Source organism: Sphingomonas mali NBRC 15500 (assembly GCF_001598415.1).
GTDB classification, from domain to species: domain Bacteria; phylum Pseudomonadota; class Alphaproteobacteria; order Sphingomonadales; family Sphingomonadaceae; genus Sphingomonas; species Sphingomonas mali.
The window spans coordinates 38,277-63,621 of the sequence record NZ_BCYX01000019.1; the positions used below are offsets into that span (position 1 = coordinate 38,277).

General features: G+C 68.4%; 29 protein-coding genes and 2 pseudogenes. 26 read left to right on the plus strand and 5 right to left on the minus strand.

The features are described from left to right. Positions 1-152: 152 nt before the first annotated feature. From SMA01S_RS14415 to SMA01S_RS14535, 25 genes and pseudogenes are all read left to right on the plus strand, one after another. A pseudogene (locus SMA01S_RS14415) lies at positions 153-395 on the plus strand (integrase core domain-containing protein); the annotation flags it as partial. Between the two features lie 27 nt (positions 396-422). Further along, a pseudogene (locus SMA01S_RS14420) lies at positions 423-1,238 on the plus strand (IS110 family RNA-guided transposase); the annotation flags it as partial. Positions 1,239-1,614: 376 nt separating this feature from the next. Continuing rightward, complete coding sequence (locus SMA01S_RS25305; protein ID WP_084250316.1) at positions 1,615-2,313, plus strand: flagellar hook-basal body protein; 699 nt, start codon at positions 1,615-1,617, stop codon at positions 2,311-2,313. Further along, positions 2,310-3,083, plus strand: a complete 774-nt coding sequence (locus SMA01S_RS14430) for a flagellar hook-basal body protein (protein WP_066823627.1) — start codon at positions 2,310-2,312, stop codon at positions 3,081-3,083. The genes SMA01S_RS25305 and SMA01S_RS14430 overlap by 4 nt, the downstream gene beginning before the upstream one ends. Before the next feature lie 4 nt (positions 3,084-3,087). Beyond that, on the plus strand, positions 3,088-3,738 hold the full coding sequence (locus tag SMA01S_RS14435; protein WP_218016899.1) for a flagella basal body P-ring formation protein FlgA: 651 nt from the start codon (positions 3,088-3,090) through the stop codon (positions 3,736-3,738). Further along, on the plus strand, positions 3,735-4,307 hold the full coding sequence (locus SMA01S_RS14440; protein WP_066823637.1) for a flagellar basal body L-ring protein FlgH: 573 nt from the start codon (positions 3,735-3,737) through the stop codon (positions 4,305-4,307). Before SMA01S_RS14435 ends, SMA01S_RS14440 begins: the two co-directional genes overlap by 4 nt. Next, complete coding sequence (locus tag SMA01S_RS14445; RefSeq protein WP_066823640.1) at positions 4,304-5,452, plus strand: flagellar basal body P-ring protein FlgI; 1,149 nt, start codon at positions 4,304-4,306, stop codon at positions 5,450-5,452. Before SMA01S_RS14440 ends, SMA01S_RS14445 begins: the two co-directional genes overlap by 4 nt. 11 nt (positions 5,453-5,463) lie before the next feature. Continuing rightward, a complete protein-coding gene (locus tag SMA01S_RS14450; RefSeq protein ID WP_066823643.1) occupies positions 5,464-5,808 on the plus strand; it encodes a flagellar basal body rod protein FlgB in 345 nt (114 codons plus the stop codon). Continuing rightward, on the plus strand, positions 5,808-6,239 hold the full coding sequence (gene flgC / locus SMA01S_RS14455) for a flagellar basal body rod protein FlgC (RefSeq protein WP_066823646.1): 432 nt from the start codon (positions 5,808-5,810) through the stop codon (positions 6,237-6,239). Before SMA01S_RS14450 ends, flgC begins: the two co-directional genes overlap by 1 nt. Further along, entirely contained in the window at positions 6,236-6,550 is a 315-nt protein-coding gene (gene fliE / locus SMA01S_RS14460) for a flagellar hook-basal body complex protein FliE (RefSeq protein WP_066823648.1), read from the plus strand. The genes flgC and fliE overlap by 4 nt, the downstream gene beginning before the upstream one ends. A 16-nt stretch (positions 6,551-6,566) precedes the next feature. Continuing rightward, positions 6,567-7,865, plus strand: coding sequence for a flagellar basal-body MS-ring/collar protein FliF (fliF, locus tag SMA01S_RS14465; RefSeq protein ID WP_084250317.1), 1,299 nt, complete (start codon positions 6,567-6,569; stop codon positions 7,863-7,865). Beyond that, on the plus strand, positions 7,855-8,202 hold the full coding sequence (locus SMA01S_RS14470; RefSeq protein ID WP_066823654.1) for a hypothetical protein: 348 nt from the start codon (positions 7,855-7,857) through the stop codon (positions 8,200-8,202). The genes fliF and SMA01S_RS14470 overlap by 11 nt, the downstream gene beginning before the upstream one ends. Next, positions 8,199-8,849, plus strand: coding sequence for a FliH/SctL family protein (locus SMA01S_RS14475; protein ID WP_066823664.1), 651 nt, complete (start codon positions 8,199-8,201; stop codon positions 8,847-8,849). The genes SMA01S_RS14470 and SMA01S_RS14475 overlap by 4 nt, the downstream gene beginning before the upstream one ends. Continuing rightward, positions 8,846-10,147 (plus strand): FliI/YscN family ATPase, encoded by a 1,302-nt coding sequence (locus tag SMA01S_RS14480; protein ID WP_066823765.1) that lies wholly within the window; start codon positions 8,846-8,848, stop codon positions 10,145-10,147. The genes SMA01S_RS14475 and SMA01S_RS14480 overlap by 4 nt, the downstream gene beginning before the upstream one ends. 23 nt (positions 10,148-10,170) lie before the next feature. Beyond that, the gene (locus SMA01S_RS14485; RefSeq protein ID WP_066823666.1) at positions 10,171-10,593 is read left to right on the plus strand and encodes a hypothetical protein; all 423 of its coding nucleotides are present in this window, start codon (positions 10,171-10,173) and stop codon (positions 10,591-10,593) included. Continuing rightward, the gene (locus SMA01S_RS14490) at positions 10,590-11,393 is read left to right on the plus strand and encodes a hypothetical protein (protein WP_157093953.1); all 804 of its coding nucleotides are present in this window, start codon (positions 10,590-10,592) and stop codon (positions 11,391-11,393) included. The genes SMA01S_RS14485 and SMA01S_RS14490 overlap by 4 nt, the downstream gene beginning before the upstream one ends. A 1-nt stretch (position 11,394) precedes the next feature. Then, complete coding sequence (locus SMA01S_RS14495; protein WP_066823670.1) at positions 11,395-11,835, plus strand: flagellar hook assembly protein FlgD; 441 nt, start codon at positions 11,395-11,397, stop codon at positions 11,833-11,835. 1 nt (position 11,836) lies between these two features. Continuing rightward, a complete protein-coding gene (locus SMA01S_RS14500; protein WP_066823672.1) occupies positions 11,837-13,039 on the plus strand; it encodes a flagellar hook-basal body complex protein in 1,203 nt (400 codons plus the stop codon). Positions 13,040-13,053: 14 nt separating this feature from the next. Further along, on the plus strand, positions 13,054-13,809 hold the full coding sequence (locus SMA01S_RS14505; protein WP_066823675.1) for a FliM/FliN family flagellar motor C-terminal domain-containing protein: 756 nt from the start codon (positions 13,054-13,056) through the stop codon (positions 13,807-13,809). Positions 13,810-13,834: 25 nt separating this feature from the next. Continuing rightward, a complete protein-coding gene (locus tag SMA01S_RS14510; protein ID WP_084238978.1) occupies positions 13,835-14,119 on the plus strand; it encodes a FliM/FliN family flagellar motor switch protein in 285 nt (94 codons plus the stop codon). Then, positions 14,116-14,457 carry a hypothetical protein gene (locus SMA01S_RS14515; RefSeq protein ID WP_066823677.1) on the plus strand — a complete coding sequence of 114 codons (342 nt, stop codon included), beginning with the start codon at positions 14,116-14,118 and terminating at the stop codon, positions 14,455-14,457. The genes SMA01S_RS14510 and SMA01S_RS14515 overlap by 4 nt, the downstream gene beginning before the upstream one ends. Further along, positions 14,454-15,158 carry a flagellar type III secretion system pore protein FliP gene (gene fliP / locus SMA01S_RS14520; RefSeq protein ID WP_245649284.1) on the plus strand — a complete coding sequence of 235 codons (705 nt, stop codon included), beginning with the start codon at positions 14,454-14,456 and terminating at the stop codon, positions 15,156-15,158. Before SMA01S_RS14515 ends, fliP begins: the two co-directional genes overlap by 4 nt. Next, positions 15,155-15,889, plus strand: coding sequence for a sigma-70 family RNA polymerase sigma factor (locus tag SMA01S_RS14525; RefSeq protein ID WP_066823679.1), 735 nt, complete (start codon positions 15,155-15,157; stop codon positions 15,887-15,889). The genes fliP and SMA01S_RS14525 overlap by 4 nt, the downstream gene beginning before the upstream one ends. Positions 15,890-15,901: 12 nt before the next feature. Next, positions 15,902-16,447, plus strand: a complete 546-nt coding sequence (locus SMA01S_RS14530; RefSeq protein WP_066823681.1) for a tetratricopeptide repeat protein — start codon at positions 15,902-15,904, stop codon at positions 16,445-16,447. Positions 16,448-16,452: 5 nt separating this feature from the next. Beyond that, a complete protein-coding gene (locus SMA01S_RS14535) occupies positions 16,453-16,788 on the plus strand; it encodes a hypothetical protein (protein ID WP_066823683.1) in 336 nt (111 codons plus the stop codon). Positions 16,789-16,890: 102 nt separating this feature from the next. Here the strand turns inward: SMA01S_RS14535 and SMA01S_RS14540 are convergent, their stop codons facing one another. The 5 genes from SMA01S_RS14540 to fliQ are packed head-to-tail and all read right to left on the minus strand — an operon-like array spanning position 16,891 to position 22,159. After that, positions 16,891-18,036 carry a tetratricopeptide repeat protein gene (locus SMA01S_RS14540; protein ID WP_169804240.1) on the minus strand — a complete coding sequence of 382 codons (1,146 nt, stop codon included), beginning with the start codon at positions 18,034-18,036 and terminating at the stop codon, positions 16,891-16,893. Positions 18,037-18,040: 4 nt separating this feature from the next. Next, positions 18,041-20,062: a flagellar biosynthesis protein FlhA gene (locus SMA01S_RS14545; protein ID WP_066823688.1), complete on the minus strand. Its 2,022-nt coding sequence runs from the start codon at positions 20,060-20,062 to the stop codon at positions 18,041-18,043. Then, the gene (locus tag SMA01S_RS14550) at positions 20,055-21,119 is read right to left on the minus strand and encodes an EscU/YscU/HrcU family type III secretion system export apparatus switch protein (RefSeq protein WP_066823690.1); all 1,065 of its coding nucleotides are present in this window, start codon (positions 21,117-21,119) and stop codon (positions 20,055-20,057) included. The genes SMA01S_RS14545 and SMA01S_RS14550 overlap by 8 nt, the downstream gene beginning before the upstream one ends. 1 nt (position 21,120) lies before the next feature. Next, positions 21,121-21,885: a flagellar biosynthetic protein FliR gene (locus tag SMA01S_RS14555; RefSeq protein ID WP_066823693.1), complete on the minus strand. Its 765-nt coding sequence runs from the start codon at positions 21,883-21,885 to the stop codon at positions 21,121-21,123. A gap of 4 nt (positions 21,886-21,889) precedes the next feature. Beyond that, positions 21,890-22,159: a flagellar biosynthesis protein FliQ gene (gene fliQ / locus SMA01S_RS14560; RefSeq protein ID WP_066823695.1), complete on the minus strand. Its 270-nt coding sequence runs from the start codon at positions 22,157-22,159 to the stop codon at positions 21,890-21,892. Between the two features lie 592 nt (positions 22,160-22,751). Here fliQ and SMA01S_RS14565 point away from each other — a divergent pair. Continuing rightward, complete coding sequence (locus tag SMA01S_RS14565; RefSeq protein ID WP_066823697.1) at positions 22,752-25,343, plus strand: TonB-dependent receptor; 2,592 nt, start codon at positions 22,752-22,754, stop codon at positions 25,341-25,343. The last annotated feature ends 2 nt before the right edge of the window (positions 25,344-25,345 follow it).

Here is a 25,345-nt window from a genome sequence, read left to right on the forward strand (position 1 = left end):
GGGTCTTAACCTGTCCCACTAGCGGAGTGCTCTGTTGCCGCAGAGACTACTGCGCCAGAATTCGTTACCGTGTTTCGAGGCGATAGGGCTGGCACGACCATCATCAAATCGAATGCGGCGAGAGAAGGAGGATACGCTATTCGCAGCGGATCATCGACAGCTTCAACGGCCGCCTGCGGGACGAATGCCTCAATGAGATGCTGTTCACGTCGCTGGCCCATGCCCGCTTCGTGCTCGATGCCTGGCAGCACGATTACAACCACGTCAGGCCGCACTCGAAACTGGGCGGGAAGACCCCCGCCGAGATCGCCGGCCAACGTACCTGGGGGCATGCCCCCAGGCACGCTGCCATCCCCTCAACAAACCATCATGAAGGAGCCGCACTCTACCTCTGAGTGGTAACAATCAGGGGCGCACGTCACCTTGGCCACGATGTGCGCTTGATGCCGCCAGCTTATGTGAAGCCGTACGTGAAGCGCGGCAAGACCGACGCGGCCGACGCAGAGGCGATCTGCGAGGCTGTTACGCGGCCGACGATGCGGTTCGTCGCGGTGAAGAGCGTCGATCAGCAGGCGGTGTTGATGCTCCACAAGACGCGCGATCTGCTGGTCCGGCAGCGAACCGCACTGATTAACGCCTTGCGAGCCCATCTATCGGAGTATGGCATTGTCACCAGCAAAGGACCCGGCGGTGTCACAGCGCTGATGAAGTTGCTGCACGAGGAGCAGGGGAAGCTACCGGCACATGCGCGATCGGCGCTCCACACGAGCGGTGCCCAGCTACGTTCGCTGGCGAGCGACATAGACCGGTTGGAGGCGCAGATCCTGGCCTGGCATCGCGCGGATGACACAAGCCGCCGGCTCGCCACTATCCCCGCCATCGGTCCGATCACCGCGTCGGCTATCGCCGCAGCCGTGCCCGACGCATCGCTGTTCCGCTCGGGTCGTCAGTTCGCGGCCTGGCTGGGTCTTACGCCCCGCGCCCATAGCTCTGGCGGCAAGGAACGGCTTGGCGGCATTAGCAAACAGGGTGACGGGTATCTTCGCAAGCTGCTGGTCGTCGGCGCCGCTGCGGTGATGCGCATGGCGCGCAAGGATGCGAGCCGCCAGCCTTGGGTCGCACAGCTGCTTGAGCGCAAGCCGGTGAAGATCGCGACCGTCGGGCTCGCCAACAAGACAGCGCGTATCGCGTGGGCGGTGATGACGCGCAAGGAGGTCTACGCGGCCACCGCCGCGTGACCGCGGCCCTCGCCGCTCGCTGAAGCGCGCGGCGGCGGGATGGTGTAAGGGCAGCTGAGTGGTGATGACAAACCGGTCAGACCGGGGATCGAACAAACCCAGGGGAGCAGAGCGCTTCGAGCGCGATGACGTGATCAGGGATCCGATCCGCGGACTTCATCAGGGCCAGCAGCCATGTCGTGCTGCATCAACAGGCCGAACACATGGATGCACCCGACCGGTGCTCATCGCTGCACGAAAGCTCTTGCACCGCAGGGGTCGTCCAACCCATCACGTCAACGCGTATGATTTTGATCCAATGTGAATTTATTTCTCAGAAAGGCTTGACCGACTCGCTCAAGATGTGTCCCATATAGGGACATAGGGGTGCGGGGAAATGTCGGGTTTAGTGGATTCTGCCACGGCGGTGATGCGTGCGTCTTCGGCTCGCGTGGATCGGGCCGCGGTGAACGTGGCGAACGTATCGACGCCGGGCTTCAAGCGGCAGTTGCAATCGAGTGATCAGGTCAATGGCGACTTCGCTGCGACGCTCTCGCGGCTGCGCGTCGACATGCAGGCCGGCAAGCTGGTCGAGACCGGACGCCCGCTTGATCTTGCCATTAACGGTAGCGGCTTCTTCCAGCTGAAGGCGGGCGATAAGCTGGTCTATTCGCGGCAGGGAAATTTCTCCCTGGCGAGCGATGGGCGGGTGATCACGCCGCAGGGTTATGCGCTGCAGCAGGCCGGCGGCGGCGATCTGGTGCTCGACACCGGAACGGCCAAGATCGCGGCCGATGGCACCATTCTCGACGGCGACAAGCCGCTCGGTCAGATCGCGGTTTATTCGATCCGCGAAGGGGCGTCCGCGACGCCGCTCGACGGATCGCTGTTCATGCTCGCTGACGACGATGCCGAGGCGATCGCCACGCCGTCGCTGCGCCAGGGCGCGGTCGAGGCGTCGAACGTATCGCTGGGGGACGAGATGATATCGATGATGGGAGCGCTGCGGGGCGCTGAGACCGGGGCGAAACTCGTCCAGGTTTATGACGATCTGATGGGCAAGGCGATCTCCACCTTCGGGCAGGTCGGTCGATGAACGGCGCCTTCTATGTCGGCGCGGTCGGCCTGCAGGCGCAGGAGCGCGCGCTCGCCATCGTCTCCAACAATATCGCCAATATCAACACGCCGGCGTTCAAGCGCTCGGACGTCCGCTTCTCGACGGTGCTAGCGTCGCGCAACGATCCGGACGTGCCCGCGGCCAATGCGGCGGATCTGTTCTCCGCCGCGGGCGTGATGGCCTCGGCCGCGCCCTCGCTTGACGAGCCGGGCGACCTGCAATCGACCGGCAAGGCGAACGATCTCGCGATCAACGGGCGGGGGTTCATCGAATTGATGGGCCCCGGCGGCCAGACCTTGTTGTGGCGCGGCGGCGCGCTCAAGGTCGGCGATGACGGCATGCTGGCGGCAGCGGACAGCGGTCTGCCGCTCAAGGCGGCGATCAGCGTGCCGACCGACGCGACGTCGTTTACCATCGCCGCCGACGGCACGGTGAACGCGGTCACCTCGGCCGACGCGGCGCCGGTCGAGATCGGCAAGATCTCGCTGGTGACCGCCGACGATACGAGTGGCCTGACCGCGCTCGACGGCGGCCTCTATTCGATCGGCGACGAGAGCCGGATGCGCGAGGCGGTCGCCGGCGAAGACGGGGCAGGGACCCTGGTGCAGGGGTCGGTCGAGCGTTCGAACGTCGAGATGACCGGCGAGATGGTCGAGCTGATGCTCGTCCAGCGCGCTTATGCCGCCAATGCGCAGATCGTCCAGGCAGCTGATCAGCTGATGTCGATCGCCAACGGCCTCCGGCGCTGAGATGATGGCATTCGTCCTGGCTGCCGCATTCGTCGGCGGCGACTCCTTGGCGTTGGCCGATCGTGGCGAGATCGTCTTGTCGCGACCGGCGGTGACGCTTGCCGATGTCGCTGGGCGGGGCGGTCTCGGGCGCCTTGGCGCGGTGGAGATTGCGCGGCTGCCGGTCGGCCGCGATCGCCTGTCGCTCTCGCGGCGCGCGATCGCCACCCTGGTGCGCCGCGCGGTGCCCGGGATTGTGGTGGACGGCGGCGACGCCCGCGTCGTGACGTTTCGGTATGTTCGCCGCGCTGAAGCGGGCGCGGGTGTCTGCCAGGTGACCAGCGCCGCGATCGCGGCGGGCACCGCCATCACGCGCGACAAGATTGCGGCCGGGCCGTGCGCGGCCATGACGGCAGCGATCCGCTACGACGCCGCGCGCGGTTATCTCGTCGCGCGGCGCGACCTGCCTGCCGGAAGTCCGCTCGGCCATCTGGTGGTGCCGCCACCCGCGACCGTCGCAAAGGGAGATGCCATGACCTTGGTGTCGCGTGCCGGCCCGGTCACGGTCGAGCGTTCAGTGACCGCGTTGCAGTCGGGCAGCGTCGGCAGACGGGTGTTCGTCCGCGACCGCGGCGGACATGTATTCGCCGCGCCGGTCGCGACGGTGACGCCATGAGGGTTCTGCTCACGCTGCTCGCCGCGATCGCGCTGCCCGCCGGCGCGGCGCACGCCGACGACCTCTACAAGCGCAGCAACTGGTCGGCGATGAGCGCCGATCGCCGCGCCACCGCAGTCGGCGATCTGTTGACTGTCGTGGTTTACGAGAATGCGGAATCGACCAATACGACCAAGACCGATTCCAAGCGCAGCACGCAGGTCGGGGGATCCGTCTCCGGCGGGAAGCTCAGCGAGAGCGGCAGCCTTCAGTTCGGCGGCGGCTATTCGGGCGGCGGCGCGGTCACGCGCAGCGATAAGCTGGTCGCGCAGATCACGGTGACCGTCCGGTCGGTGCTGCCCAATGGCGACCTTATGGTGTCGGGCCAGCAGACGATGAAGCTCAACGGCGAGAACACGCTGATCGGGATCGAGGGACGCATCCGCCCCGAGGACATCGAGGCCGACAACCGCATCCTGTCGAGCCGGATCGCCGACGCGAAGATCATCTATGACGGCAAGGGGTTCGTCGCGCGTAGCGCCAAGCCCGGTCTGGTCGCCCGTGTATTTCGCTTCCTGGGGCTTGGATGATGCGGCATCGGGGGGCATTTCCACTGCTGGCGCTGCTTCTTGCCGGCCTTGCCGTGCCCGCGAGCGCGGGCGCGCGGCCTGCGACGGCCGGCGTTCCGCTGTCGGGCATCGGTCGGTTCCAGGGATGGCGCGACAATGCGCTGATCGGCTACGGCTTGGTGACCGGCCTGGCGGGATCGGGCGATACGCGGCGTAACGGCGTCACCCGCCAGGCCTTGCGCAACGTGCTCAGCCGGCTCGGGACCAGCGTGACGGACGACGAGATCAACAGCCGCAACGTCGCGGTCGTCATCGTCACGTCGACCTTGCCCGCCTCGGCCAATGTCGGCGACCGACTGACCGTCACGGTCTCGTCGATCGGCGACGCCCGCAGCCTGGCCGGCGGAACGCTGCTGATGACGCCGCTGCTCGGGCCTGACCAGCATGTCTATGCCCTGGCGCAAGGGCCGCTGCTGGCCGGCGGCTACGACTTCAAGAGCGATCTCAACCGCGAGCAGCGCAATTATCCGACCACCGCGATGCTGGAGGCCGGCGCGACCGTCGAGACCGCGGTCGACACCCAATTGCTTGCGAGCGACGGCACCGTTGGTTTCGTACTGAGCGAGCCCAGCTTCGAGGGTGCCGAGCGCATCGCCGAGGCGATCAACCTGCAGTTCGGCGCCGGCATTGCCTCGGTCAAGAATGCCGACGAGGTACGGATCGCCTTTCGCGGCGATGCCAGCCAGTTCGCCGGGTTCATGGCGCGGCTGGAGAGCCTGCCGGTCGAGCCGGTCCGCGTGGCCCGCGTGGTGATCAACGAACGCACCGGGACGATCGTCGCGGGTGGCGACGTGCGCATCTCGAGCGTGGTGATCGCCCAGGGCGACCTCAAGGTCACGATCACCGGCGAGCGCACCGCGTCGCAGCCCAATTTCGCCGGCGGGTTCGCGAGCGATCTGAATTCGGTCGGCAGCCTCGTCGTCACCAACACCAAATTGACCGTCGAGGATCGCAAGCGCGACACTGTCGTCAATTTCCCCAACACCACCGTCGCCGATCTCGTCCAGGGCCTGTCGCGGGCCAAGGTCGACACGCGCGGCATCATCAGTGTGCTCCAGGCGATCAAGGCCGCCGGCGCGCTCCACGCCGCTATCCTCGTTCAATAAGGTACCCATTCGTGGATCCTGTCTCAGCTGCGCTCATCACCAAGTCGTTGGACGGCCTCGCGCTCCGCCTCGAGGTGACCGCGACCAACATCGCCAATGCCAATTCCAGGACCTATCGGCCGTCGCGCGTGACGTTCGAGGACAGTCTGAGGGCGGCCGCCGCCAAGGGTCCCGATGCGATCGCCGCGGTCGAGCCGAGGATCGAGGCGTTGCCGCGGGCACCGTTCGGCGACGAGCCGCGGACCGACCTCGAGCTCGATACCGCCGCTTCCACGGCCGGGCGCTATTCGGCGCTGATCGACTTGCTCGGCCGCCAATTCGACATTTCGCGCACCGTCATCCGGGGAGGCCAGTAATGAGTGACGCCATGGCGATCAGTCGCTCGGGGCTCGATGTCGAGTGGCAGCGGCTGCAGGTCATCGCCCAGAACCTCGCCAATTTGAACACGAGCCGCACCGCCTCGGGCGACCCCTATCGCCCGATGCGCGTCATCTCAGGGCCTGACGCGACTTTCGCCGACGCGCTGGCCCGCAAGGGCGCCGTCAGTCAGCCCGGACCCGTTCGCGTGCTCGGGGTCGAGGCGATGCCGGGCGGCGTCCGGCGCGTCTATGATCCGAGCGATCCGTCGGCCGGCGCCGACGGGTTCGTCAATCTGCCCGCCATCGATCAGGCCTCGGAAATGACCTTGATGATCCGCACCTCGCGCTCCTACGAGGCCAATCTGACCGCGCTCGCGATCGAGCGCCAGATGTTCTCGAGCGCACTCAATCTCGGGCGGTCGTCATGAGCGCGATCGCGGCGATCGACAGCGTGCTGGCGGCCCCGCCGGCACTCACTACCCTCGGGCCGGTGGCCGCCGCGCCGCAGCCGGCACCGGCGGCGAGTTTTGGCGACATCCTCTCGGCCGGCATGCAGGGGGTCGAAAGCAAGCTTGCCACCGCCGATGACATGGTGCGCAAGTTCACGCTCGATCCCAATGTGCCGATCCATCAGGTGACCTTCGCGCTCGAGCAGGCGCGGCTGTCGGTCGAACTGGCGATGCAGGTGCGCGGGCGCCTGCTCGACGGATACCGCGAACTCATGAACATGCAGCTCTAGCCGCGGATCGCCGATCATGAGTGATGCGTCCCCCCAGCGGCAATTGCCGGTCCGTCTGATCGCGATCGTATTCGCCGTGGTCTTCGGGCTGCTGGCGCTCGGCTATTTCCTGTTCCTGCGCCCAGGCTACGTGCCGGTGTTCAGCAATCTGCGTCCCGCCGCGGCCTCTGCGGTCGCGGCCCAGCTCGACGCCAAGAACATCGCCTACCGGCTCGGCGATAACGGCGCCAGCATCGCGGTGCCGTCGGACCAGGCCGACCAGGCGCGGCTGCTGATCGCCGGATCCGATATCGCGCTCAAGGGCGGAGTGGGCTTCGAGCTGTTCAACAAGTCCGACATGGGCCTCACCGACTTCGCGCAGCGGATCAATTACCAGCGCGCGCTCCAGGGCGAGCTCGAACGCACGATCATGCTGATCGACGAGGTCGAGACCGCCCGCGTCCATCTGGCGATGCCCGAGCGCTCGCTGTTCCGCAGCGAACGCAGCCCGTCCAAGGCCGCGGTCGAGCTGATCACCAAGGAAGGACGCCAGCTCGACAGCGACCGTGTCGCCGGCATCCAGCGTCTGGTGGCCTTCGCCGTGCCCGATCTGGCGCCCGGCGATGTCGTCATCGTCGATGCCGATGGCCGGGTCCTGAGCCAGTCGAGCGCGCCCGAGGTAACGCTCGCGCCGGACGCCGAGGAGCAGCAGGCGGTCCAGCGCTACTATCGCGCGCGGGTGCGCGCCGCGGTCGAACCGGCCTTGCCAGGGGTGCAGACCGACGTACGCGTCATCGTCCTCGGCAAGGACCAGGTCGATGTTCCAGAGACACCGGCGCCGGCACCCGCCGCGAGCGCGACGCCGGGGGCGATCGCGACCCCGGCCGGCGCCGCGACGCCGGCGACCCTGCCCAATGCGCCGAAGCGCAATTTCCGCCTGCGCATCATCGTCGCGACCGCCATGCCGCTCGACCCTGATCAGAGCCGGTTGGCGCGCAACGAGATCGCCGCCGCGGTGGGGCTCGACGAGGCGGCCGGCGACGAACTCACCTTCCAGGTCGGGCTTGGCCCGACCGGCGAGACCACCCCGGCGGCGCGAACGGCGGTGGCTCCGGCCGCTGCCGTTCCGCCTGTCGGGAGCCCCGCCGGTGCTGCTCGCTTCGGCGGGTTCTGGCTGTACGTGCTGATCGCCGTCGCTCTCCTTCTGCTGGCGGCGCTGGCGCAGGGGGTCCGGTCCGCGATGCGGACGCCGCGCCTGTCGGCCGACGAGCGCGAGGCGATGATCGAGCGCATCCGCGCGACCTTGCGCGATCCGGACGTGGCCAATGCCGGCTGACCCGCTCACCGCGATCGCGCGCGATCTCGCCGCGCTGGCGGGCAGCGATCGCCGGGCGATCCTCGCCGGGCTCGACGCGGACGAGCGCGACCGGCTGCAGACGGCGATGCGGGGCCAGCGGCCGGCGGCACCGCCGCGCCCGGCAGCGCCCGGTAGCCATTCGGAATGGTTCGAAACGTTGATCGCGGCGGCGCGGAACGGCGAGGGCGGCATGACACCGGCCGCGCGCGCGGCCCTGCTCGACGGTCAGGGCGAGGCGAACGCCGCGCCGCGCGTTGCGGGACGGACCTTGCTTCAGGCAGCCGGTGGGCTGCTCGCGGCAGGAAAATCGCGATGACCGGGCTCATCAAGGAGCCTCACGCGCTGGCAAGCGTCGGCGCGCTGCCGGCGGCGCCGCGCCGCGACCGGGACGCGGCCGTCGAGACCGTGGCGCCCGATCCGCGCCTGGCGGAGCTCGAGGCCGAGATCGCGCGGCTCGAGGCGGCGCTCGTTTCGCACAAGCGCGAGGCGGCGCGCGCTATCGAGGCCGCGCGCGCCGAAGGGCGCGACGCCGCCGTCGCCGCCGACGCCAGCCGCACCGCGCAGGTCGAGCGCGGCCTCGCTGACGCGCGCGCGGTCTGGGACAAGCGGCTCGAGGAGCTCGAGCTCCTCGCGGTCACCCTGGCCCGTGCCGCGCTCGGAAAGATGTTCGGTGAAAGCTCCGACCTCGGCGAGCTCGTGACGCGCACGGTCGCGCATCACGTTGCCGGCCTTGCCGCCGATTCGGTGGTTGGCGTGCGGGTCAGCGCGGCCGATTTTCCGGGCGACGCGCTCGATACCCTGAGCACGCGGATCGACGTCGCGCGCACGCGTCTCGCGATCGACCCCGATTTGGATGCCGGGGGGTGCCGGATCGATCTCAAGCTCGGCGCCATCGACGTCGAACCGGCACGACAATGGGCGATCCTCGACGGCGCGCTGGCGGCGATGGAGCGCAGGACATGAAGCCGCATCGTTTCCTCGATCGGCTGGCAGCGGTCGATACCGCGCCGCTCTACGGGCATCTCGACGAACTTGGTGCCGGCTTCGTTCGCGCGACGGGTCCCGCCGCGGCGCTCGGCGAGCTGTGCGACATCGCCGGCCCGGATGGCCGCGAGGCGATCGCCGAGGTCGTGGCGGTGAGCGAGCGCGGTATCACCCTGATCCCGCTCGAACAGCATAGCGGGCTCCGCCTCGGCGCGCGGGTGACCGCCGCGCCCGGCCGCTCCGGCATCGCGCGGGGCGACGGTTTTGCCGGTCGTGCCGTCGATGCGCTCGGCCGCCCGATCGACGGCAAGGGCAGGATCGATCGCACGACGCGCATCGAGGGAGCCGCGATCTCGGCGCTCGACCGGGTCAATCCGGCGGCGGTGCTGGCGACCGGCATCCGCGCGATCGACGGCCTCCTGACCCTGGGCGTCGGCCAGCGGGTCGGCATCTTCGCGGCGAGCGGCGTGGGCAAGACCAGCCTGGTCGAGCAGCTCGCCCGCCAGATCGATTGCGATCGCTGCATCCTGTGCCTGGTCGGCGAGCGCGGGCGGGAAGTCTCCGACCTCTGGTCGCTCGCCGCCACGTCCGCCGCGCCCGATCGCTTCTCCCTGGTCGCGGCCACATCGGACCAAAGCCCGGTGATGCGCGCACGCGCGGTCGAGCAGGCCTTGGCGCTGGCCGAATATTGGCGCGATCGCGGTGAGCATGTCGTGCTCCTGATCGATTCGATCACGCGGCTGGCCATGGCGCTGCGGGAAATCGGCCTCGCTGCCGGCGCCCCGCCCACCGTGCGCGCCTATACGCCCAACGTGTTCGCGGTTCTGCCGCGCATCGTCGAGCGTTGCGGCGCGGTCCGGGGCGGGGGTGCGATCACCGCGATCATGACGGTGCTGAGCGAGACCGACGAGGTCGACGACCCGATCGTCGAGGTGATGAAGTCGCTGCTCGACGGCCATATCGTCTTGTCGCGCAACCTCGCCGAGCAGGGCCATTTTCCGGCGATCGACATCATCCGCAGCGTCAGCCGCCAGGCCTCGCGGCTGATCGATCCCGATCACGCCGCCCAGGCGCGTGAGATCGCCTCTCTGCTCTCGACCTATGATGAGAATCGCGTGATGATCGAAAGCGGGGTCTATCGGGCCCGGTCGAGCGACCGGATCGACCGGGCGATCGCCGCGCGCGAGCCGATCGCCGCCGTCCTGCGCCAGCCCGCCGACGAGCGCTCGGACTTCGCCCAGACCGTGCGTGCGCTCAAGACCTCGTGGCCGTCATGACGCCGCGACGTGCTCTCCATCGCATGCGCGAACTCGAACTGCTCCAGCGTGTCGAACGCGATGTCGCCGCGATCGATGTCGGTGAGGCCCAGGCGCGCGAGACGGCCGCGGTCGAGGCGGCCGAGCGCGACGCCGACCGTGTTCTCGCACTCGCCCGGACCTGGGACGCGGCGATCGGCTCGGATCGTTTCCTCCCCGAGATGGTATCGGCGATCGGGGCCGCGTTGCTCGACGCCGATACGACCGCCGAACGCGCGGCGCTTGTGGCGCGGGACATGGCGTCGGTGCGCGAGGCGCGCACCGATCATTGGCGTCGGCTCGATGCAACGATGCGCGCGACCGGCGACGTCGCACGCGGGCTCGCCCGCGACGCCGCGCGACTCGACGAGGAAGCGGCGCTGGCCGCGGTTGCCGAGCGGGCGACGTTCGATTGGCGGCGGCGATGACCGCGATCACGCCTGGCCCGGCCGCTCCCTTTGCCGGAACCGCGGCACAGCCCTCCGGGGCGTCGCGGTCCGCGTCCGGCGCGTCGTTCGCCGATACGTTGGTGACGTTGGTCGACCGCGCACTGGTCGAGCAATCGGGCCGGCCGTCGGCGCGCTTCGCCGCGGGCACGATGCGCGGCTCGGTCGAGCGGTTCAACGAGCGCGGGTTCTTCGAGGACCGCGCGGCGACCGCCCGGCACGATCCGGCCCTCGCGTCCGAGTCCGACCAGCCTGGCGTGCCGCAGCCGCCGGTGCCGCCGCCTGGCGCGCTGCCCGTGCTCGCCTCCGACCCGTCGCGCGCGCCTGAGCCGCCGTCCGGAACGCAGCCGGGTTCGGGAGCGCCGTCCGGGCTGGCTTCCGACCCGCTGCTGGCCGGACAGCTGGCGATCGGCGGATCGCCGGCTGTCGCACCGCTGTGGCCCGGTGCGGCAGCCGGCGGCGCGCCGGGCCTGGCATCATCGCCACCGCCGGTCCCGCGCCTGAGCGCGGCCGGAGTGCTGGCCGAAGACGCAGCGTCGCCCGGCGGCGCGCCGCGCATCGCGGTTCGCGACCAGACGCTCGCCGCGTCGCGCGTCAAGGTGTCGATCGACCATGGCGAGGCGGGCGTGGCGGTGACGGTCGTCGCCGATGGCGAGCCCGAGGGCGATGCCGGTTCGATGCACGAGGCGGTTGCCCAATTGCTCGCGCGTCACGGTCTCGTGCTCAGCGAATTGCGCGTCAGCCGCAGTCCCGGCGCCGCCGGGCAAGACAGGAAGGATTGAGATGCAGGCGATTTCCCCGACCCAGCCGGTGTCGGCCAACACCAGCAGTAGCGGAACTCAGGGCGCGGCAACGAGCGCGTTCGGATTGAGCTTCGACTCACTGCTCAAGATCATCCTGACCCAGCTGACCTATCAGGATCCCTTGAAGCCGATGGACAATTTCGAGTTCGTCTCGCAACTCGCGCAATTCTCGCAGATCCAGCTCGGCCAGACGACCAACGACAAGCTCGGCACCTTGGTCTCGGCGCAAGGGACCGCCCAGGCGGCGTCGCTGCTCGGCCGCATCGTCGACATCCCGTCGGGCTCGACCGTCATTTCCGGCAAGGTCACCGCGGTCTCCTTCGCCAATGGCGACCCGCAGCTCACCATCACCACTGGCGACCAGCAGACCATTTCCGGTCTGTCGCTCGCCAACGTGTCCCAGATTCGCCAGGGGAACTGACATGTTCGGATCGATCTATATCGGCTTGAGCGGGCTTGCCGCCTATTCGCGCGGGCTGCAGCAGATCAGCAACAACGTCGCCAACCTCAACTCGCAAGGGTTCAAGGGGTCGACCGTCAGTTTCGAGAACATCCTCGGTGCCAACAGCCGATCGAATAACGGTTATGGCGGCGCGACCGGCAATGGCGTCCAGAACGCGCCTGGCCGGCTCAACTTCGCGGCCGGCGAATTGCGCCAGACCGATCGCGACCTCGATCTCGCCATCCAGGGCGGGGGCCTGTTGATGCTGATGCGCGGCAACGACGTGATGTACACGCGAACCGGCAGTTTCGACATCGACAAGAGCGGCTATATCGTGCTGTCAGGCACCGACTGGCGGCTCGCCACGCTCGACGCTTCAGGCCGCCCGCAGACCCTCTCGGTCGACGTCTCGCGGACCAATCCACCCAAGGCGACAACCTCGGTTCCCTTTACTGGCTTCATCGCGACCGACGCGACCACCCCGCCCACGGTGGGCAACATCACCATATTCGACAAGAATGGTGGCAAGCACGTCTGGACGGTGACCGCGACCAAGGACACGTCGGCGACCGCTACGCCCGGCACCTGGAACATTACCGTCAACGACACCAACGGCCCGCTCAAGGACGGAACCGGCGCCAACGCGCAGCCCCAGACCAAACAGCTCAAGTTCATCGGCGCCATCGCCGATCCGAGCGCGAGCAAGCTCGATTTCACCGATCCGGGGTCGGGCACGGTCGTGACCCTCGATTTCTCGGGCGCGCAGAGCTTTGCCGGAGCCTCCTCGACGCTGAGCGCGGGGTCGGTCGACGGCTATGGCGTCGGCACCTTCGCCGCCTTGGCCGTCAACGATTCCGGCCAGCTCGAGGTCAGCTATTCGAACGGGCAAAAGCAGCAGCTCGGCGCGGTCGCCATCGCCGATTTCCGCGACACGTCGGACCTCACGCAGGAATCGAGCGGCATGTTCAGCGCGCGCGAGACCGCGATGCGCGATATCCTGCCGAGCGGCGACGTGCGCGTCGGCAAGGTGCAGTCGCGCCGGCTCGAGGCGTCGAACGTCGACCTGACGCTCGAATTCTCCGACCTCATCCTGGTCCAACGCGGCTTCCAGGCATCGTCGCAGATCATCAGCGCGACCAATGACATGATCCAGCAATTGTTCGGCATCCGCGGGCAGGGCTGATCGGCGGCATTGGCATGACCCATGTTCGATCCTGGCTGCCGCCCGAAGCGGTCCAACGCGCCGTGCGCGAGGTCGCGCTGCGCCCTTGCGTGCGTGAATGGAGCGCGGCGTGGTTCGCCGCGCGATCTGTCGATCTCGCTGGCGATCCCGCGGTCGGCGCCAACCCCGCGGCGGCGCGTGGCACCTGCTGGCAACTGGCTGATGGTGTCGTGCTGTCGCTCGCCGAGGATGCCGACGCGCGGATTGCGGCGATGATGTACGGTGGGCCGGACGATGGGGCATCGCCGACGCCGGCCGATCGCGCCGCGCTCGATGCGGCGGCCGCGGCCTGCGTTGCCGATTTCCGCAGCCGCCTCGCCGCCACCCTGGGGCTGGGTGGCGCGGCCTGGCGCCCGGGGACGGTCGAGTCCGGCAGGGGACCGTGGTGGACGTGGCGCGTGGCGGACGGAGGTCGCGCCGATCTGCTTCAGATCGCGCTCAGCGAAGAGCTGATCGTCCGGCGCGCGCGGGCGGCCTTGCCGCCGTTCGTGACGGGCAAGACCGTAGCGCCGCTCGCCATCGCGCTTGCCGGCCAGCAAGTGACGGTCTCCGCTTTGGTCGGCCGCAGCCGGCTGACGACCACCGAGCTTGCCGGCCTTGCCGTCGGCGATGTCCTGGTGCTCGATCGCGACCTGACCGCCGCGGTCGATGTCGCGATCGGCCACCGCCCCAAGCCGTTGCGCTGCACCGTCGATCGCCAGGATGACCGGCTGCAGCTGACCATCGTTTGACCGTCTCTCCAACGAGTACCCCCTTGTGAACCAGCCCTCTCCCAAGAAAACAGATACCGCGACGCCGTCCGGCCGGACGCTCGCCGCGCGCATGATCGACGACGTCGAGGTCGAGATCGAGGCCTTTGTCGGCGGCACGCGGATGACCGTCGCCGAGCTCGGTGCGCTCAAGCCGCAGTCGGTGGTGACGCTCGACGCGCCGCTCAATCAGGCCGTCGAGCTGCGTCTCAACGGCGTGGTGATCGGCCAGGGTGAACTGGTCGCGGTCGGAGACAAGTTCGGTGTGCGGCTGAGCGAGGTCGCCGAATGATCCTGCTCGCCGATCAGGCGGTCGGCCGCCTGGGCGGCGGCGGGGTGGACGTGCCGGTCGGCCGCATCATCATCGCCTTCCTGATCTGCATCGCGATCGCGGTGCTTGCGATACTCCTGATCCGCCAGCGGATGGGCAAGGGCGACCTGGCCGGGTGGCTGCGCCAGGTCGGCCCGCGCACCGGCGTAATCGAGGTCGTCGAGGTGCGGCGGCTGAACATGCATGCCGATATCGGTGTCGTGCGCCACGACGGACGCGAATTCCTGCTCCTGATCCAGGTCGGATCGAGCCAGGTGCTGCGCGAGCGTGCGCTGGCGGACGGCGGAGAGGCTGCGTGAATAGGTGGTTGCTGGCGCTCGCTGGCGGCGCGCTGTTCGTCGCGATGCCGGCCGCGGCGGCACCCCAGGCCGGGCTCTCGGCCGACGTCGTGCGCACCACGTTGCTGTTGACGATGCTGGCGATCCTGCCGGCCATCCTCATCAGCATGACGAGCTTCGTCCGCATCATCATTACCCTGTCGATGGTCCGGCACGCCTTCGGCATGCCGGAGACGCCGCCCAATCCGGTGCTGATCAGCCTGGCGCTGTTTCTGACCGCATTCTCCATGGGACCGACGCTGGCCACGCTGAACAGCCAGGCGGTCCAGCCGTTCCTCGGCGGCCAGATCGGCGCCGAAGAGGCGATGACCCGCGGAAGCGCTCCGCTCAAGACGTTCATGCTCGCCCAGACGCGCGATTCCGACATCGAGGCGATCTATGCGATCTCGCATACGCCGGTGCCGGCGCGTCCCGACCAGGTCGAGATCCTCAAGCTCGCGCCTGCCTTCATCATGAATGAGCTGCGGGTCTCGTTCACGATCGGGTTCGTCATCCTGCTGCCGTTCCTGCTGATCGACCTCGTCGTGTCGTCGATCCTCCTGTCGCTCGGCATGATGATGGTGCCGCCGGCGACGATATCGCTGCCGATCAAGCTGCTGATGTTCGTGCTGATCGACGGCTGGAGCCTCGTCATTCAGGGCGTCCTGGGCAGTTTCCGATGAAGCCGACGCGCGAGACCGGGCTCGACATCGTGACCGATCCGGTGCGCGCCGAGGCGTCGCTGTGGCGGCGCGCGCGGTTCGAGGACGACAGCCGCTCGCGCGAGACATTGTTCAACCGCTATATCGTGCTCGCGCGCTCGGTCGCGGCGCGCCATTTCGGCTGGCGCCGGCGCGCGGTCGATCGCGGCGATCTCGAGCAATTCGCCTACGAAGGCCTGTTGCAGGCGCTCGACCGCTATGATCCGCTGCTGGGCGTACCGTTCGGCGCCTATGCCCGGCCGCGGATCGCCGGCAATGTCGCCGACGGCATGAAGCGGATGAGCGATCTCGACGCGCAATTGAGCCAGCGCCAGCGGTTGCGGCAGGAACGTATGCGGTCGCTCGGCCCGATCGAGGCCGCGCCGGCCGACCCGCTCGCGGCCCTCGCCGATCTCGCCGTCGATCTCGCCCTCGGGCTGATGCTTGAGGGGACGGGAATGGTCGAGCAGGCGGACGGCGTCGATCGCCGGCCGACGCCCTATGAAGGCCTCGCCTGGCGCCAGACCCAGGCGGCGATCGCCGCCGAACTCGAACGGTTGCCCGCCAATGAAGGCGCGGTGATCCGCCAGCACTATCACACCGGGCTGACGTTCGCGCATATCGCCGATCTGTTGCGGCTGACGCGCGGCCGGGTATCGCAACTCCACAAGAGCGCCATCGAACGGCTTCGGCGGCGGCTCAGGCATCACTAGGGACAGTTCGACATGACGCTTTGCGACGATATCCGCCTCCAGGAGCTGATGACCGCGATCGCCGCCGACAAGGGCGACGAGATCGCGCAGGTTGATCGCGCGCTGGCGGATTTTCCGGACGATCCCAGGCTTCATTTCCTGCGCGGATCGCTGCTCGCCGCGATCGGCCGGCCGATCGAGGCGCTGTCGGCGCTCAAGGCGGCGGTGGCGCTGGCGCCCGATTTCGCGATCGCGCGCTTCCAGCTCGGCTTCTTCCAGTTGACCTCGGGCGAAGCGGGCGACGCGCTGTCGACCTGGGGGCCGCTCGCCCTCCTGCCGGACGGTCATTATCTGCGCACGTTCGTCGCCGGCCTGACCTATCTCATCCGCGACGAATTCGCAGCCGCGGTCGAGCAATTGCGGCTGGGTATCGCGACCAATGAGGAAAATTTGCCGCTCAATCGCGACATGCAGCTGATCATCGATCGCATCAGCGAGCTTACCGCAGGCGATGGCGGGGACGAGACCATGTCGGCGACCAGCCTGCTGCTCGGTCAGTTTTCCGGGCGGTCCAACTAGGTCAGATGACCCAGATCAGCGCAACCGACCAGATCCTGCTGCTGCTGCGCGAGCAATTGCAGCGCAGCGAGCGGGGCCGCGTGCGAGGCGCCGATCGCGAGCAGCGCAGGTCGGCGACCGCGCAACAGAGAATCGAGGCACTGGCCGCGATCCGCGATCTGCCCGAACGCGATTTCCGCCGGGCGCTGGTGCGCGGCCTGCTCGGCGAGCGGCTGGGCGAGGAACTGGTCGCCGAGCCCGCGTTCGAGGCGGTAACTGGCGAGGTCCTGCGGCTGATCGAGGCATCGCCCGAAGCGCAGCAGTTGCTCGACCGCGTCGCGCGCGACTTCCGGGCGACCTGAAGGCTGATCGGTCGCTCGCGCGGGGGCGTTCGCGGTTTCTGCCGGTCATCGACGACGCGGCGCTTCTATCGCCAGGTCATATCGGGCCGCCGGCTGCGGCGTTCAGTGGACCGATCCGCCGCCCGCGCCCATCCGCGCCAGCGCCTGGGCGAGGGTGCGGCCGGTGCCGTCGAGCGGCGAATGGAGCGCGCGCTCGATGATCGCGCGGCTCCTGTCGGCATCGCCGCTCCCCGCGCTCAGCATCGCCTGGGCGAGGGCCGCCGCGTAGCTTTGCCGGTCGAGCCGCGCGGCGATCGTCGCGCGCTCGCGCGCGGCGTCGATATCGCCCGCCAGGATGTCGAGCACGGCGAGCGAGCCATGAGTTTCGGCGAAGGTCGGGTCGAGGGCGAGCGCGTGCTCGAACCGCGCGCGGCTGGTGGCGATGTCGCCATTCACGAAATGGGCCCAGCCGGCGGCGATCCACGAGCCGAGATGGCTACCGAACAATTCCGCGCCGCGGTCGATATCGGCGGGTGCCTTGTCGGTCTGCCCGGTAAGTAGTTCGGACAACCCGCGGCCGACCCAGGCGCGTGGCGCCTTGGGATTGCGGGCCAGCGCCTCGTCGAACAAGGCTTTCGCCTGGCTCGCATCGCTGCCGTCGAGCGCCAGCGTGCCGAGCGTCGTCAGCGCATCGGCATGTCCTGGCGCTTTCGCCGCGCAGGCCGCGGCGAACTCGGGCTCGTCCATGTCGAGCGCCAGCACCGACATCGCCGCGCCGAGCGCCGGGTCCTCGGGATGGAGGTCGAGATAGTGCTTGCCGCGTTGATACGCTTCCTCGAACCCGCCCGCGGCGTGGCGCAACCGGACATCGAGCGCGGCGGCCTGCGGCAGCGCGTCGCAGGTGGCGTCGTCGAGCATGGCGAGCGCGCCCTCGGGATCGCCGGACACCGCGCGCGACCAGGCGAGGTTGAACCGGATCGCCGGATTGTCGATGCCGTCGTCGAGCAGCGCCGCGAACGTCGCGATCGCATCGGCGAATCGTTCGCTATGCATCGCCGCGAGCCCCGCGAGACTGCGTTCGCGCGGGCCTGGCGCGGATCGGGCGGCGGCGCGGTCGAGCAGGCCGAACGCCGCGTCGGCGCGGCCCGCCGCGATCGCCGCCTCGGCGGCGTCGGCCAGCAAGGCCTGATTGTCCGGGTCGTGCTCGAGATAGCCGAGCAGGCGTTGATAGCTCGCCTCGCTCGCGGCTCGACCGGTCTCCTCGCCCATCATTTCATCCTTCCAGCTTGACGACATCGAACGACTTCAGATTGATCCGCATCGGTATCTCGTTGACCGAAACCACCGCGAGGCGCGGAATGCTGCGTCTGGTGAACGCCTTGAGGTGGCGGCGCAACTCGGCGCCGCACAACAGGACGGGCGCCCGCCCGTCGCGGTGCATCGCCTCGGCCAGCGCCGACAGGCGGCGGATCAAGCGATCGGCGAGGCCGGGTTCGATCGGCAGGCCGCCTTGTTGCGCCGCGCCCAGCCCCGAGGCGATCTGGTTTTCGATTCTCGGATCGAGGCTCAGCACGGCAAGATCGGGATGGTCGCCGCGCAACTGGTTGCAGATCGCGTAGCTCAGCCGCTGGCGCAATTGCTCGGTCAGTTCGGCCGGGTCGCGCTGGGTGCGGGCGAGGTCGGCGAGATGCTCGAGGATCAGGTCGAAATTGGCGACCGACACGCCTTCGGCGAGCAGGTTCTGGAGCACGCGCTGGATGTCGGGAACGCCGAGGATAGCCGGGATCAGCTCCTCGATCAGCCCGGGCTGGCGGGTCCTGGCGTCCTCGATCAGCCGCGTCACGACCGGGCGGGTGAGCAGGGTCGCGACCTCGCCCGAGACGACCTCGCTGAACTGGGTCATCAGCACGGTGATCGGATCGATGACGGTGAGCCCGGCGGCGCGCGCGGCCTCCTCGCCGTCGGCGTCGACCCAAACCGCCGGCAGTCCGAAACTGGGGTCGGTGGTCGCGATCCCCTCGATCGCCGGCGCGGCGCCCGCCGCGCCAATCACCAGCGCGCGGTCGGGTCGCGCTTCGCCCAGCGCGAAGCGCGACCCGAACAGCCGGATCTCATATTCGGTGTCGCCGAGCCCCGACCCGTCGAGGATACGGACCGGCGGGAACGCGATGCCGAGCTTCTGTTCCTGCACCTGGCGCAGCCCTTCGACGCGGTCGAGAATGATCGCCTGCTGCGCCTTCCACGCCTCCGCCAGCGCGGCGCCCAACCGGATCTCGATCGAGGCCTGGCCGGCGCTCGCGGCCTGCGACGCCGCCACCTCGTTGGCGATGACGGTGTCCTTGGCGGCGGTGGTGCTGCGGATACGCCGCCAGGCGAGCACCGCCAGGCCGAGGATCACCAGGATCGGCCATTTCGGCATGCCCGGCAACAGCAGCAGCAGCATCAGGACCAGGGTGACGATGAGCGGGATGCGCGGAATCGAGGCAAGCTGGCTGAATACCTCGGTCGACAATTCGCGGTCGGACGCCGATCGTGTGACGATGATGCCGGTGGCGACCGAGATGATCAGCGCGGGCAGCTGCGCGGCGATGCCGTCGCCGATCGTCAGCAAGGTGAAATGCTGCAGCGCCTCGTTCCACTCCATCCCGAGCTGGAGCACACCGACTATCCAGCCGGCGATGATGTCGATCAAGAGGATGATGATCCCGGCGATCGCGTCGCCCTTCACGAACTTGGATGCGCCATCCATCGCGCCGTAGAAGCTCGCCTCTCGCTCGATCCCCTTGCGGCGGCGCCCGGCCTCGACCTGGTCGATCAGGCCCATATTGAGGTCGGCGTCGATGCTCATCTGCGCGCCGGGCATCGAATCGAGGGTGAAGCGCGCGGCCACTTCGGACACGCGCTGCGCACCCGAGGTGACGACGATATATTGGACCACGACGAGGATCGCGAAGACCACCAGCCCGACGACGAAATTGCCCTGGACTGCGAAGGTGCCGATCGAGCCGATCACCTGGCCGGCGCTGGCACCGGTCAGGATCAGTCGGGTCGCCGCCACGTTGAGCGCGAGGCGGTAGAGCGTCGCCACCAGCAGCAGCGAGGGGAAGGTCGAGAATTCGACCGGTTTCGCCACATAGAAGGTGAGCAGCAGGATCGTCAGCGCCAGCCCGAAATTGGCGATGATCGACAGGTCGAGCACGGCAGCCGGGATCGGCGCGAACAGGATGACGAGGATCAGGAAGATCGCGGCAACCAGCAGAAGATCGCGGTTGTTGCGCAGCAGGCGGTCAAGCACGCGCGGTTGCTCCCAGCTTGAAATAGAGTTCGGCGACGGCATGGTAGTGACGCGGGGCGATCTCGCTTCCCATCTCGCTGTCGCGGAACAATGCGCGGGCCAGCCCGCGCGATTCGATGATCGGAATGCCGAGGCGGGCGGCGGCGGCCTTGAGCTGCAAGGCGTGGCGATCCGCGCCCTTGGCCCGGACGACCGGTGCCGCGCCGGCCCCGGCACGATAGGCGAGCGCGACCGCGACGTGGCGCGGATTGACAATCAGCATGTCCGAGCCCGGCAGATTGGCGAGGCCCTGGCTTTGCTGCGCGAACGATTTGTGCAGCTGCTTGCGCTTGCTCTTGAGCCGCGGATCGCCTTCGCGCTCCTTATGCTCGCGCGTCACCTCGCGCCGGCTCATCCGCATCTGCTTAGCGAAGTCGCCGCGGGCGAGAAGCTGGTCGATCACGGCAAGTCCGGCGGCGGCCAGGATGAAGAGCAGCAACAGTTTCATGCCGGCATGATCGAGCGCCTCGGCGAGCTTGGCCGCATCGGTGATGCGCCCGCTGGCACCGGCGAGCGCCGTGCGAATGGCGAGCACGGTGATCGTCGTGTAGATCGCCAGTTTGAGGATGCTCTTGAACGCCTGTTTGAGCATCTGGAACGAGAACAGGCGTTTCAGGCCCTTGGCGGGATTGATCCGCGAGAAATCGGGGGTGAGCGGCGTGGCGCTGAACACCAGTCCGCGCAATTGCACGATCTCGACCAGAAGCGTGACCGAGATCACCGTCGCGCCGAGCAGAACGACAGGCTTGAGCACCGGCCAGAGTGAGCCCGCGGCGAGCGCGATCGATGCATGGGGATCGCCTGCCGCGCTGATCCCGCCGACCAGCGCACGGCGCATCTCGACACCGAGGACCGAGGCCAGCTTGGCACCGGCGACGATGACGAACGCGGCAAGCCCGATCAGACTGGCGACGAAGCCGAGGTCGAGTCCGCGCGCGACCATGCCTTTTTCGCGGGCGCGCTTGAGCTTGAACGGCGTTGCCTGCTCGGTCCGGTTGGTTTCCTGTCCCTCGGCCATGTCAGCGCGCCGCCACCAGTTGAGGCGCTGCCTCGAGCGCTGTCCGGAGCAGGCGAAGGAGGAGGGCGCCCGACAAGGCGATCGACGCCGGCAGCAAGGCCAGCGTCATCAATGCCTTCACCTGGAACCCGAGCAGCATCACGTTCATCTGCGGCAGCGTGCGCGACATGAAGGCGATGGCGAGGTCAGCGAGGAACAAGCCCAGCATGATCGCGCCGCCAAGCCCACAGGCGATGACGAACGCACTCGACAGATAGGTGAGCAGCGGGCCCAGATCGCCGGACAGGGCGCCGGTCCCCAGCGGCACGGCCTGTACCGACGCGGTCCAGATCGCGAGCAGATTGGCGGGGCCGTCGCTGGTGAAGAAGATCGCGGCTGCCGCATAGGCGAAGAGCGTGCCGACTAGCGGCATCTGGCTCTTGGTCGTGGGATCGACCAGCACGGCGAGGCCGAAGCCGGCCTGGATGTCGAGGGCCCGCCCGACCGTGAGCAAGGCGGCGAACGCGAACTGCAGCGAGAGCGAGAGACCGATACCGAGCACGAGTTCGTTGACGGCGGCAATCGCCAGCCCGTGTCCGGCAAAGCCGCTCTGCCAGGTCTGGGCGGGATTGGCGGTGACCAGCCAGGCCGCGAGCGAGATGCTCAGCAGCACACGCACGATCGCCGGCACGCGCAGCAAGGTGAACGGCGCGGTGAACGCGAACGCCGGCACCACGCGCAGGGTCAACAACAGGATAGCGACAGCCTCGTCGCTCAGCGCAGGCATTGGATCAGTGCGCGAGGGTGGGGATCAGCTGGTAGAGCGACGTCGCGAATTGCGTGACGCGGCCAAGCATCCACGGTCCGATCGCGATCAGCATGACCGCCGAGACCAGGATCTTGGGCACGTAGCTCAGCGTGATTTCCTGAACCTGCGTCGTCACCTGGAAGACGCTGATGACCAGCCCGACGAGCAGGGTCGCGATCAGCACCGGCCCGGCCACCATCAGGCTGTTCCACAACATGTCATTGAGCAGGCTGAGCGCCCGATCACCCCCCATAAACAGACTCCCCGCGCGGCAGCCCACCCCCGGACTGTCCCGATTCGGGACGCTAGCACGGCGCTCGGGCGGACGCGAGCAAGCGAATGAAAAAAAGATGTTTTCCCCATCGAATGGCCGCGGACCGGTCGATCCGGGCAAGGTGATCTCGTGCTGGCTGCATCATGCACCGCGGAAAGGTGGAGACGGTCGGCGGGTGACCGCCGGTGTCGGGGCGGCAAGCGGAGTCCTATATCCGCCGACGCCGAACGACAAAGCATCGCGGGAGGACCGATCCCGCGCGACTGGAGCGCAATCGCCCGTCCGAAAAACAACGACAAATTTCGGACAGTACTAGGTCCGGGAGTACCGCGTGCCCAGCGCCTCTGGCGAGCCTCGATGGTGCCGGTGGCGTTGCCAGTCGCCGCCCGCTGAGGGTGCGGTCGTCCCTTATTCGTTTCCGAACCTGCCGGCCTGCTCGGTCTAAGTGCGTGATCCGTGCAGGCCCGCAGGTGCTGCCGGCACGAAAATTATTTTCGTACGTCGCCCCGTAGTTGGCGAGGCACCGCGTCAACCCCCTCAGCGCCGGAACAACCGGCCAAGGGAGGATAGAATGACGATCTCGACAAAGGCACTTTGCGCGGTGCTGCTCGCCGCTGCCGCATATCCTGCGGGCATGGCCATCCCGCCGGCCACCGCGCAGGAGGCGCCGGTGGCGTTCGACCTGCCGTCGCGGGACCTAGCGACGACGCTGCGCGCGGTGGCGCGCCAGGCTGGCCGCGAGATCCTGTTTGCCGACGAGGACGTGCGCGGCAGGTGGTCGCCGGCGGTCCGCGGCAGATTCACGGTCGAGCAGGCGGTGCGGATCGCCATAGGCGGCAGCGACCTGATCGTCGAGGAGCAGGCGGGTGCGCTGGTCGTGCGGGTGCGTCCTCAAGAAGCCGGGGATGAGGCCAAGGACATCACGGTGACCGGCACGCGTATCCGCGGTGCCAGCGGGCCCTCGCCGGTCATCGTGATGACGCGCCGGGGGCTGGAGGAGCAGGGCCTCCCCGACATGGCAAGCGTCTCGCGGATCATCCCGCAGAATTTCACCGGCGGGCAGAACCCGGGGGTCGCGGGGGGCGGCGACCAGGGCGGATACAACAACATCAACAACTCGACGACGCTCAACCTTCGCGGGCTGGGCTCGGACGCGACGCTGACGCTCCTCAACGGTCACCGCCTTCCTTATGACGCTGTCAACCAGGGGGTAGACATCTCGACCATCCCGCTGGCCGCGCTCGAACGCATCGAGGTGATCACCGATGGCGCGTCGGCGCTCTACGGCTCGGATGCCGTCGGCGGCGTCGCCAACCTTATCCTGCGCCGCGACTATGACGGTCTCCAGACCAGCGCCCGGGTCGGCGCCTCCACGCAAGGCGGCAACGTCCAGCAGCAATATTCAGGCGTCGGCGGCGCGCGCTGGGCAACCGGCGGCTTCATGGCCGCGCTGGACTACAGCAAGGCGACGCCGATCTATGCCGACGACCGGCCCTATTCGCGCAGCCTCAATCCGACGCAGATGATCGGAACGGGGAGCCGGCAGGTGAGCGGCGTGCTCACCGGCCATCAGGACCTGGCGAGCTGGGTCTCGTTCGAGCTGGACGCCCAGCTCGCCGACCGCCGCTCGCGCAAGGGCAATACCTTTTCGGTGACGGCGCCGGTCACCGTCTTCGGCCAGCTCAGTCTGCCCGTCGTGCGCTCCTATGCGGTCACGCCATTGCTTCGTCTCCGGCCCGGCGGCGGGTGGGAAGCCACGCTCGAGATGACCGACGGGGACAGCGACACCGTCAGCACGGCGCGGCGCTACATCAACGGCAACCTCCAGGTCGGGCGCTCGGCCTATGACAACCACCTCACCAATTTCGAGGCGGGTGCCGAGGGCCCGCTCGCCCGCCTGCCCGGCGGCGAGGTCCGCCTTGCCTTTGGCGGCGGCTATCGTCGCTTCCGGCTCGATTTCAACGTCCGCTCGACCAGCGCGGGCGTGACCCGCGTCACCCGTGACGCGAGCGAGCGCCGCGAGAGCATCTTCGGCTATGGCGAGCTGTCGGTTCCCCTGGTCGGCGCGGCCAATCGAATGCCCTTCATCGAAGCGCTGCGGCTCAGCGCCGCGGTCCGCTACGAAAGCTACAAGGGTATCGACGCGGTCGCGACTCCCAAGCTGGGGCTAGTCTATGCGCCCCACCCGGACATCACGCTCAAGTACAGCTGGGGCCGCTCGTTCAAGATCCCGACCCTCCAGCAGGTCAACCAGCCTCGCGAAGCGATCCTGCTCGACCAAAGCCAGTTCTCGCCTCAGCCGGTCCCGCCGCTTTCGGCGGGATCGACGGTGCTGCTCCTGGCCGGCGGCAATCCCGACCTGCGCGCCGAACGGGCGACGAGCTCGACCCTGTCGGTCGAGGTCAAGCCCCACTTCCTCGCCGGCCTGCGCATCGAGGCGAGCTGGTTCGACATCGACTATCGCGGCCGTATCGCAAGCGGCGTCAGCGACTACACGACGGCCCTGACAAACCCGGTCGCCGCGGACTTCGTGCTCTTCGCTCCTAGCGCGAGCCTGTTGCAGGGCCTGATCGCGGGGGCGCCGCTCGGGCTCGAGAACCAGAGCGGACAGGCCTATGATCCGGCGCAGGTCGCCGCCGTCGTCGACTCGAGCCTGCGCAACACCGCGCGCGAGCACGACCGCGGCGTCGACCTCGCGATCGACTATAGCGCGGCCCTCAGGGGCGGGGGCCGGCTCCAGCTCGCGGCATCGGCGAGCTATCTGGACGCCAGGCGCCAGCCGGTCGCAGGCCAGCCCTATGAGGGACGGGCGGGACTGATCTTCACGCCACCGCATTTCCGGGCGCACGGCTCGGCGAGCTGGCAGGCCGGAAGCGTCCAGCTGTCGGCGGCGCTCAACTATGTCGGCAGCACGCTCGACAACCGTTTCCCCCAGACCGAGACGATCGGCGCCTTCACCACCCTCGACCTGAGCGGGGCGTTCCGGCCGTCCGTCAGGCATGGGCCGCTCGCCAATATCGAGTTCCGCCTCAACGTGCAGAACCTGCTGGGCGAGGAGCCGGATCCGATCCGCAACTCGGCGGCGGCCGCCATCCCGTTCGATTCGACCAACCAGTCGCCGATCGGCCGGTTCGTCAGCTTCTCGGTGACCAAGCAATGGTAAGC

Excerpts from the sequence above, each read along its gene's own strand:
- SMA01S_RS14490 (WP_157093953.1), top strand. The coding sequence starts at position 10,590 with ATGACCGCGATCACGCCTGGCCCGGCCGCTCCCTTTGCCGGAACCGCG.
- SMA01S_RS14430 (WP_066823627.1), top strand. The coding sequence starts at position 2,310 with ATGAACGGCGCCTTCTATGTCGGCGCGGTCGGCCTGCAGGCGCAGGAG.
- fliF (WP_084250317.1), top strand. The coding sequence starts at position 6,567 with ATGAGTGATGCGTCCCCCCAGCGGCAATTGCCGGTCCGTCTGATCGCG.
- SMA01S_RS14550 (WP_066823690.1), bottom strand. The coding sequence starts at position 21,119 with ATGGCCGAGGGACAGGAAACCAACCGGACCGAGCAGGCAACGCCGTTC.
- SMA01S_RS14500 (WP_066823672.1), top strand. The coding sequence starts at position 11,837 with ATGTTCGGATCGATCTATATCGGCTTGAGCGGGCTTGCCGCCTATTCG.
- SMA01S_RS14445 (WP_066823640.1), top strand. The coding sequence starts at position 4,304 with ATGATGCGGCATCGGGGGGCATTTCCACTGCTGGCGCTGCTTCTTGCC.
- fliQ (WP_066823695.1), bottom strand. The coding sequence starts at position 22,159 with ATGGGGGGTGATCGGGCGCTCAGCCTGCTCAATGACATGTTGTGGAAC.
- SMA01S_RS14525 (WP_066823679.1), top strand. The coding sequence starts at position 15,155 with ATGAAGCCGACGCGCGAGACCGGGCTCGACATCGTGACCGATCCGGTG.
- SMA01S_RS14470 (WP_066823654.1), top strand. The coding sequence starts at position 7,855 with ATGCCGGCTGACCCGCTCACCGCGATCGCGCGCGATCTCGCCGCGCTG.
- SMA01S_RS14475 (WP_066823664.1), top strand. The coding sequence starts at position 8,199 with ATGACCGGGCTCATCAAGGAGCCTCACGCGCTGGCAAGCGTCGGCGCG.
- SMA01S_RS14555 (WP_066823693.1), bottom strand. The coding sequence starts at position 21,885 with ATGCCTGCGCTGAGCGACGAGGCTGTCGCTATCCTGTTGTTGACCCTG.
- flgC (WP_066823646.1), top strand. The coding sequence starts at position 5,808 with ATGAGTGACGCCATGGCGATCAGTCGCTCGGGGCTCGATGTCGAGTGG.
- SMA01S_RS14530 (WP_066823681.1), top strand. The coding sequence starts at position 15,902 with ATGACGCTTTGCGACGATATCCGCCTCCAGGAGCTGATGACCGCGATC.
- SMA01S_RS14535 (WP_066823683.1), top strand. The coding sequence starts at position 16,453 with ATGACCCAGATCAGCGCAACCGACCAGATCCTGCTGCTGCTGCGCGAG.
- SMA01S_RS14540 (WP_169804240.1), bottom strand. The coding sequence starts at position 18,036 with ATGGGCGAGGAGACCGGTCGAGCCGCGAGCGAGGCGAGCTATCAACGC.
- SMA01S_RS14565 (WP_066823697.1), top strand. The coding sequence starts at position 22,752 with ATGACGATCTCGACAAAGGCACTTTGCGCGGTGCTGCTCGCCGCTGCC.
- SMA01S_RS25305 (WP_084250316.1), top strand. The coding sequence starts at position 1,615 with ATGTCGGGTTTAGTGGATTCTGCCACGGCGGTGATGCGTGCGTCTTCG.
- SMA01S_RS14435 (WP_218016899.1), top strand. The coding sequence starts at position 3,088 with ATGGCATTCGTCCTGGCTGCCGCATTCGTCGGCGGCGACTCCTTGGCG.
- SMA01S_RS14440 (WP_066823637.1), top strand. The coding sequence starts at position 3,735 with ATGAGGGTTCTGCTCACGCTGCTCGCCGCGATCGCGCTGCCCGCCGGC.
- SMA01S_RS14495 (WP_066823670.1), top strand. The coding sequence starts at position 11,395 with ATGCAGGCGATTTCCCCGACCCAGCCGGTGTCGGCCAACACCAGCAGT.
- SMA01S_RS14505 (WP_066823675.1), top strand. The coding sequence starts at position 13,054 with ATGACCCATGTTCGATCCTGGCTGCCGCCCGAAGCGGTCCAACGCGCC.
- fliE (WP_066823648.1), top strand. The coding sequence starts at position 6,236 with ATGAGCGCGATCGCGGCGATCGACAGCGTGCTGGCGGCCCCGCCGGCA.
- SMA01S_RS14485 (WP_066823666.1), top strand. The coding sequence starts at position 10,171 with ATGCGCGAACTCGAACTGCTCCAGCGTGTCGAACGCGATGTCGCCGCG.
- SMA01S_RS14480 (WP_066823765.1), top strand. The coding sequence starts at position 8,846 with ATGAAGCCGCATCGTTTCCTCGATCGGCTGGCAGCGGTCGATACCGCG.
- SMA01S_RS14515 (WP_066823677.1), top strand. The coding sequence starts at position 14,116 with ATGATCCTGCTCGCCGATCAGGCGGTCGGCCGCCTGGGCGGCGGCGGG.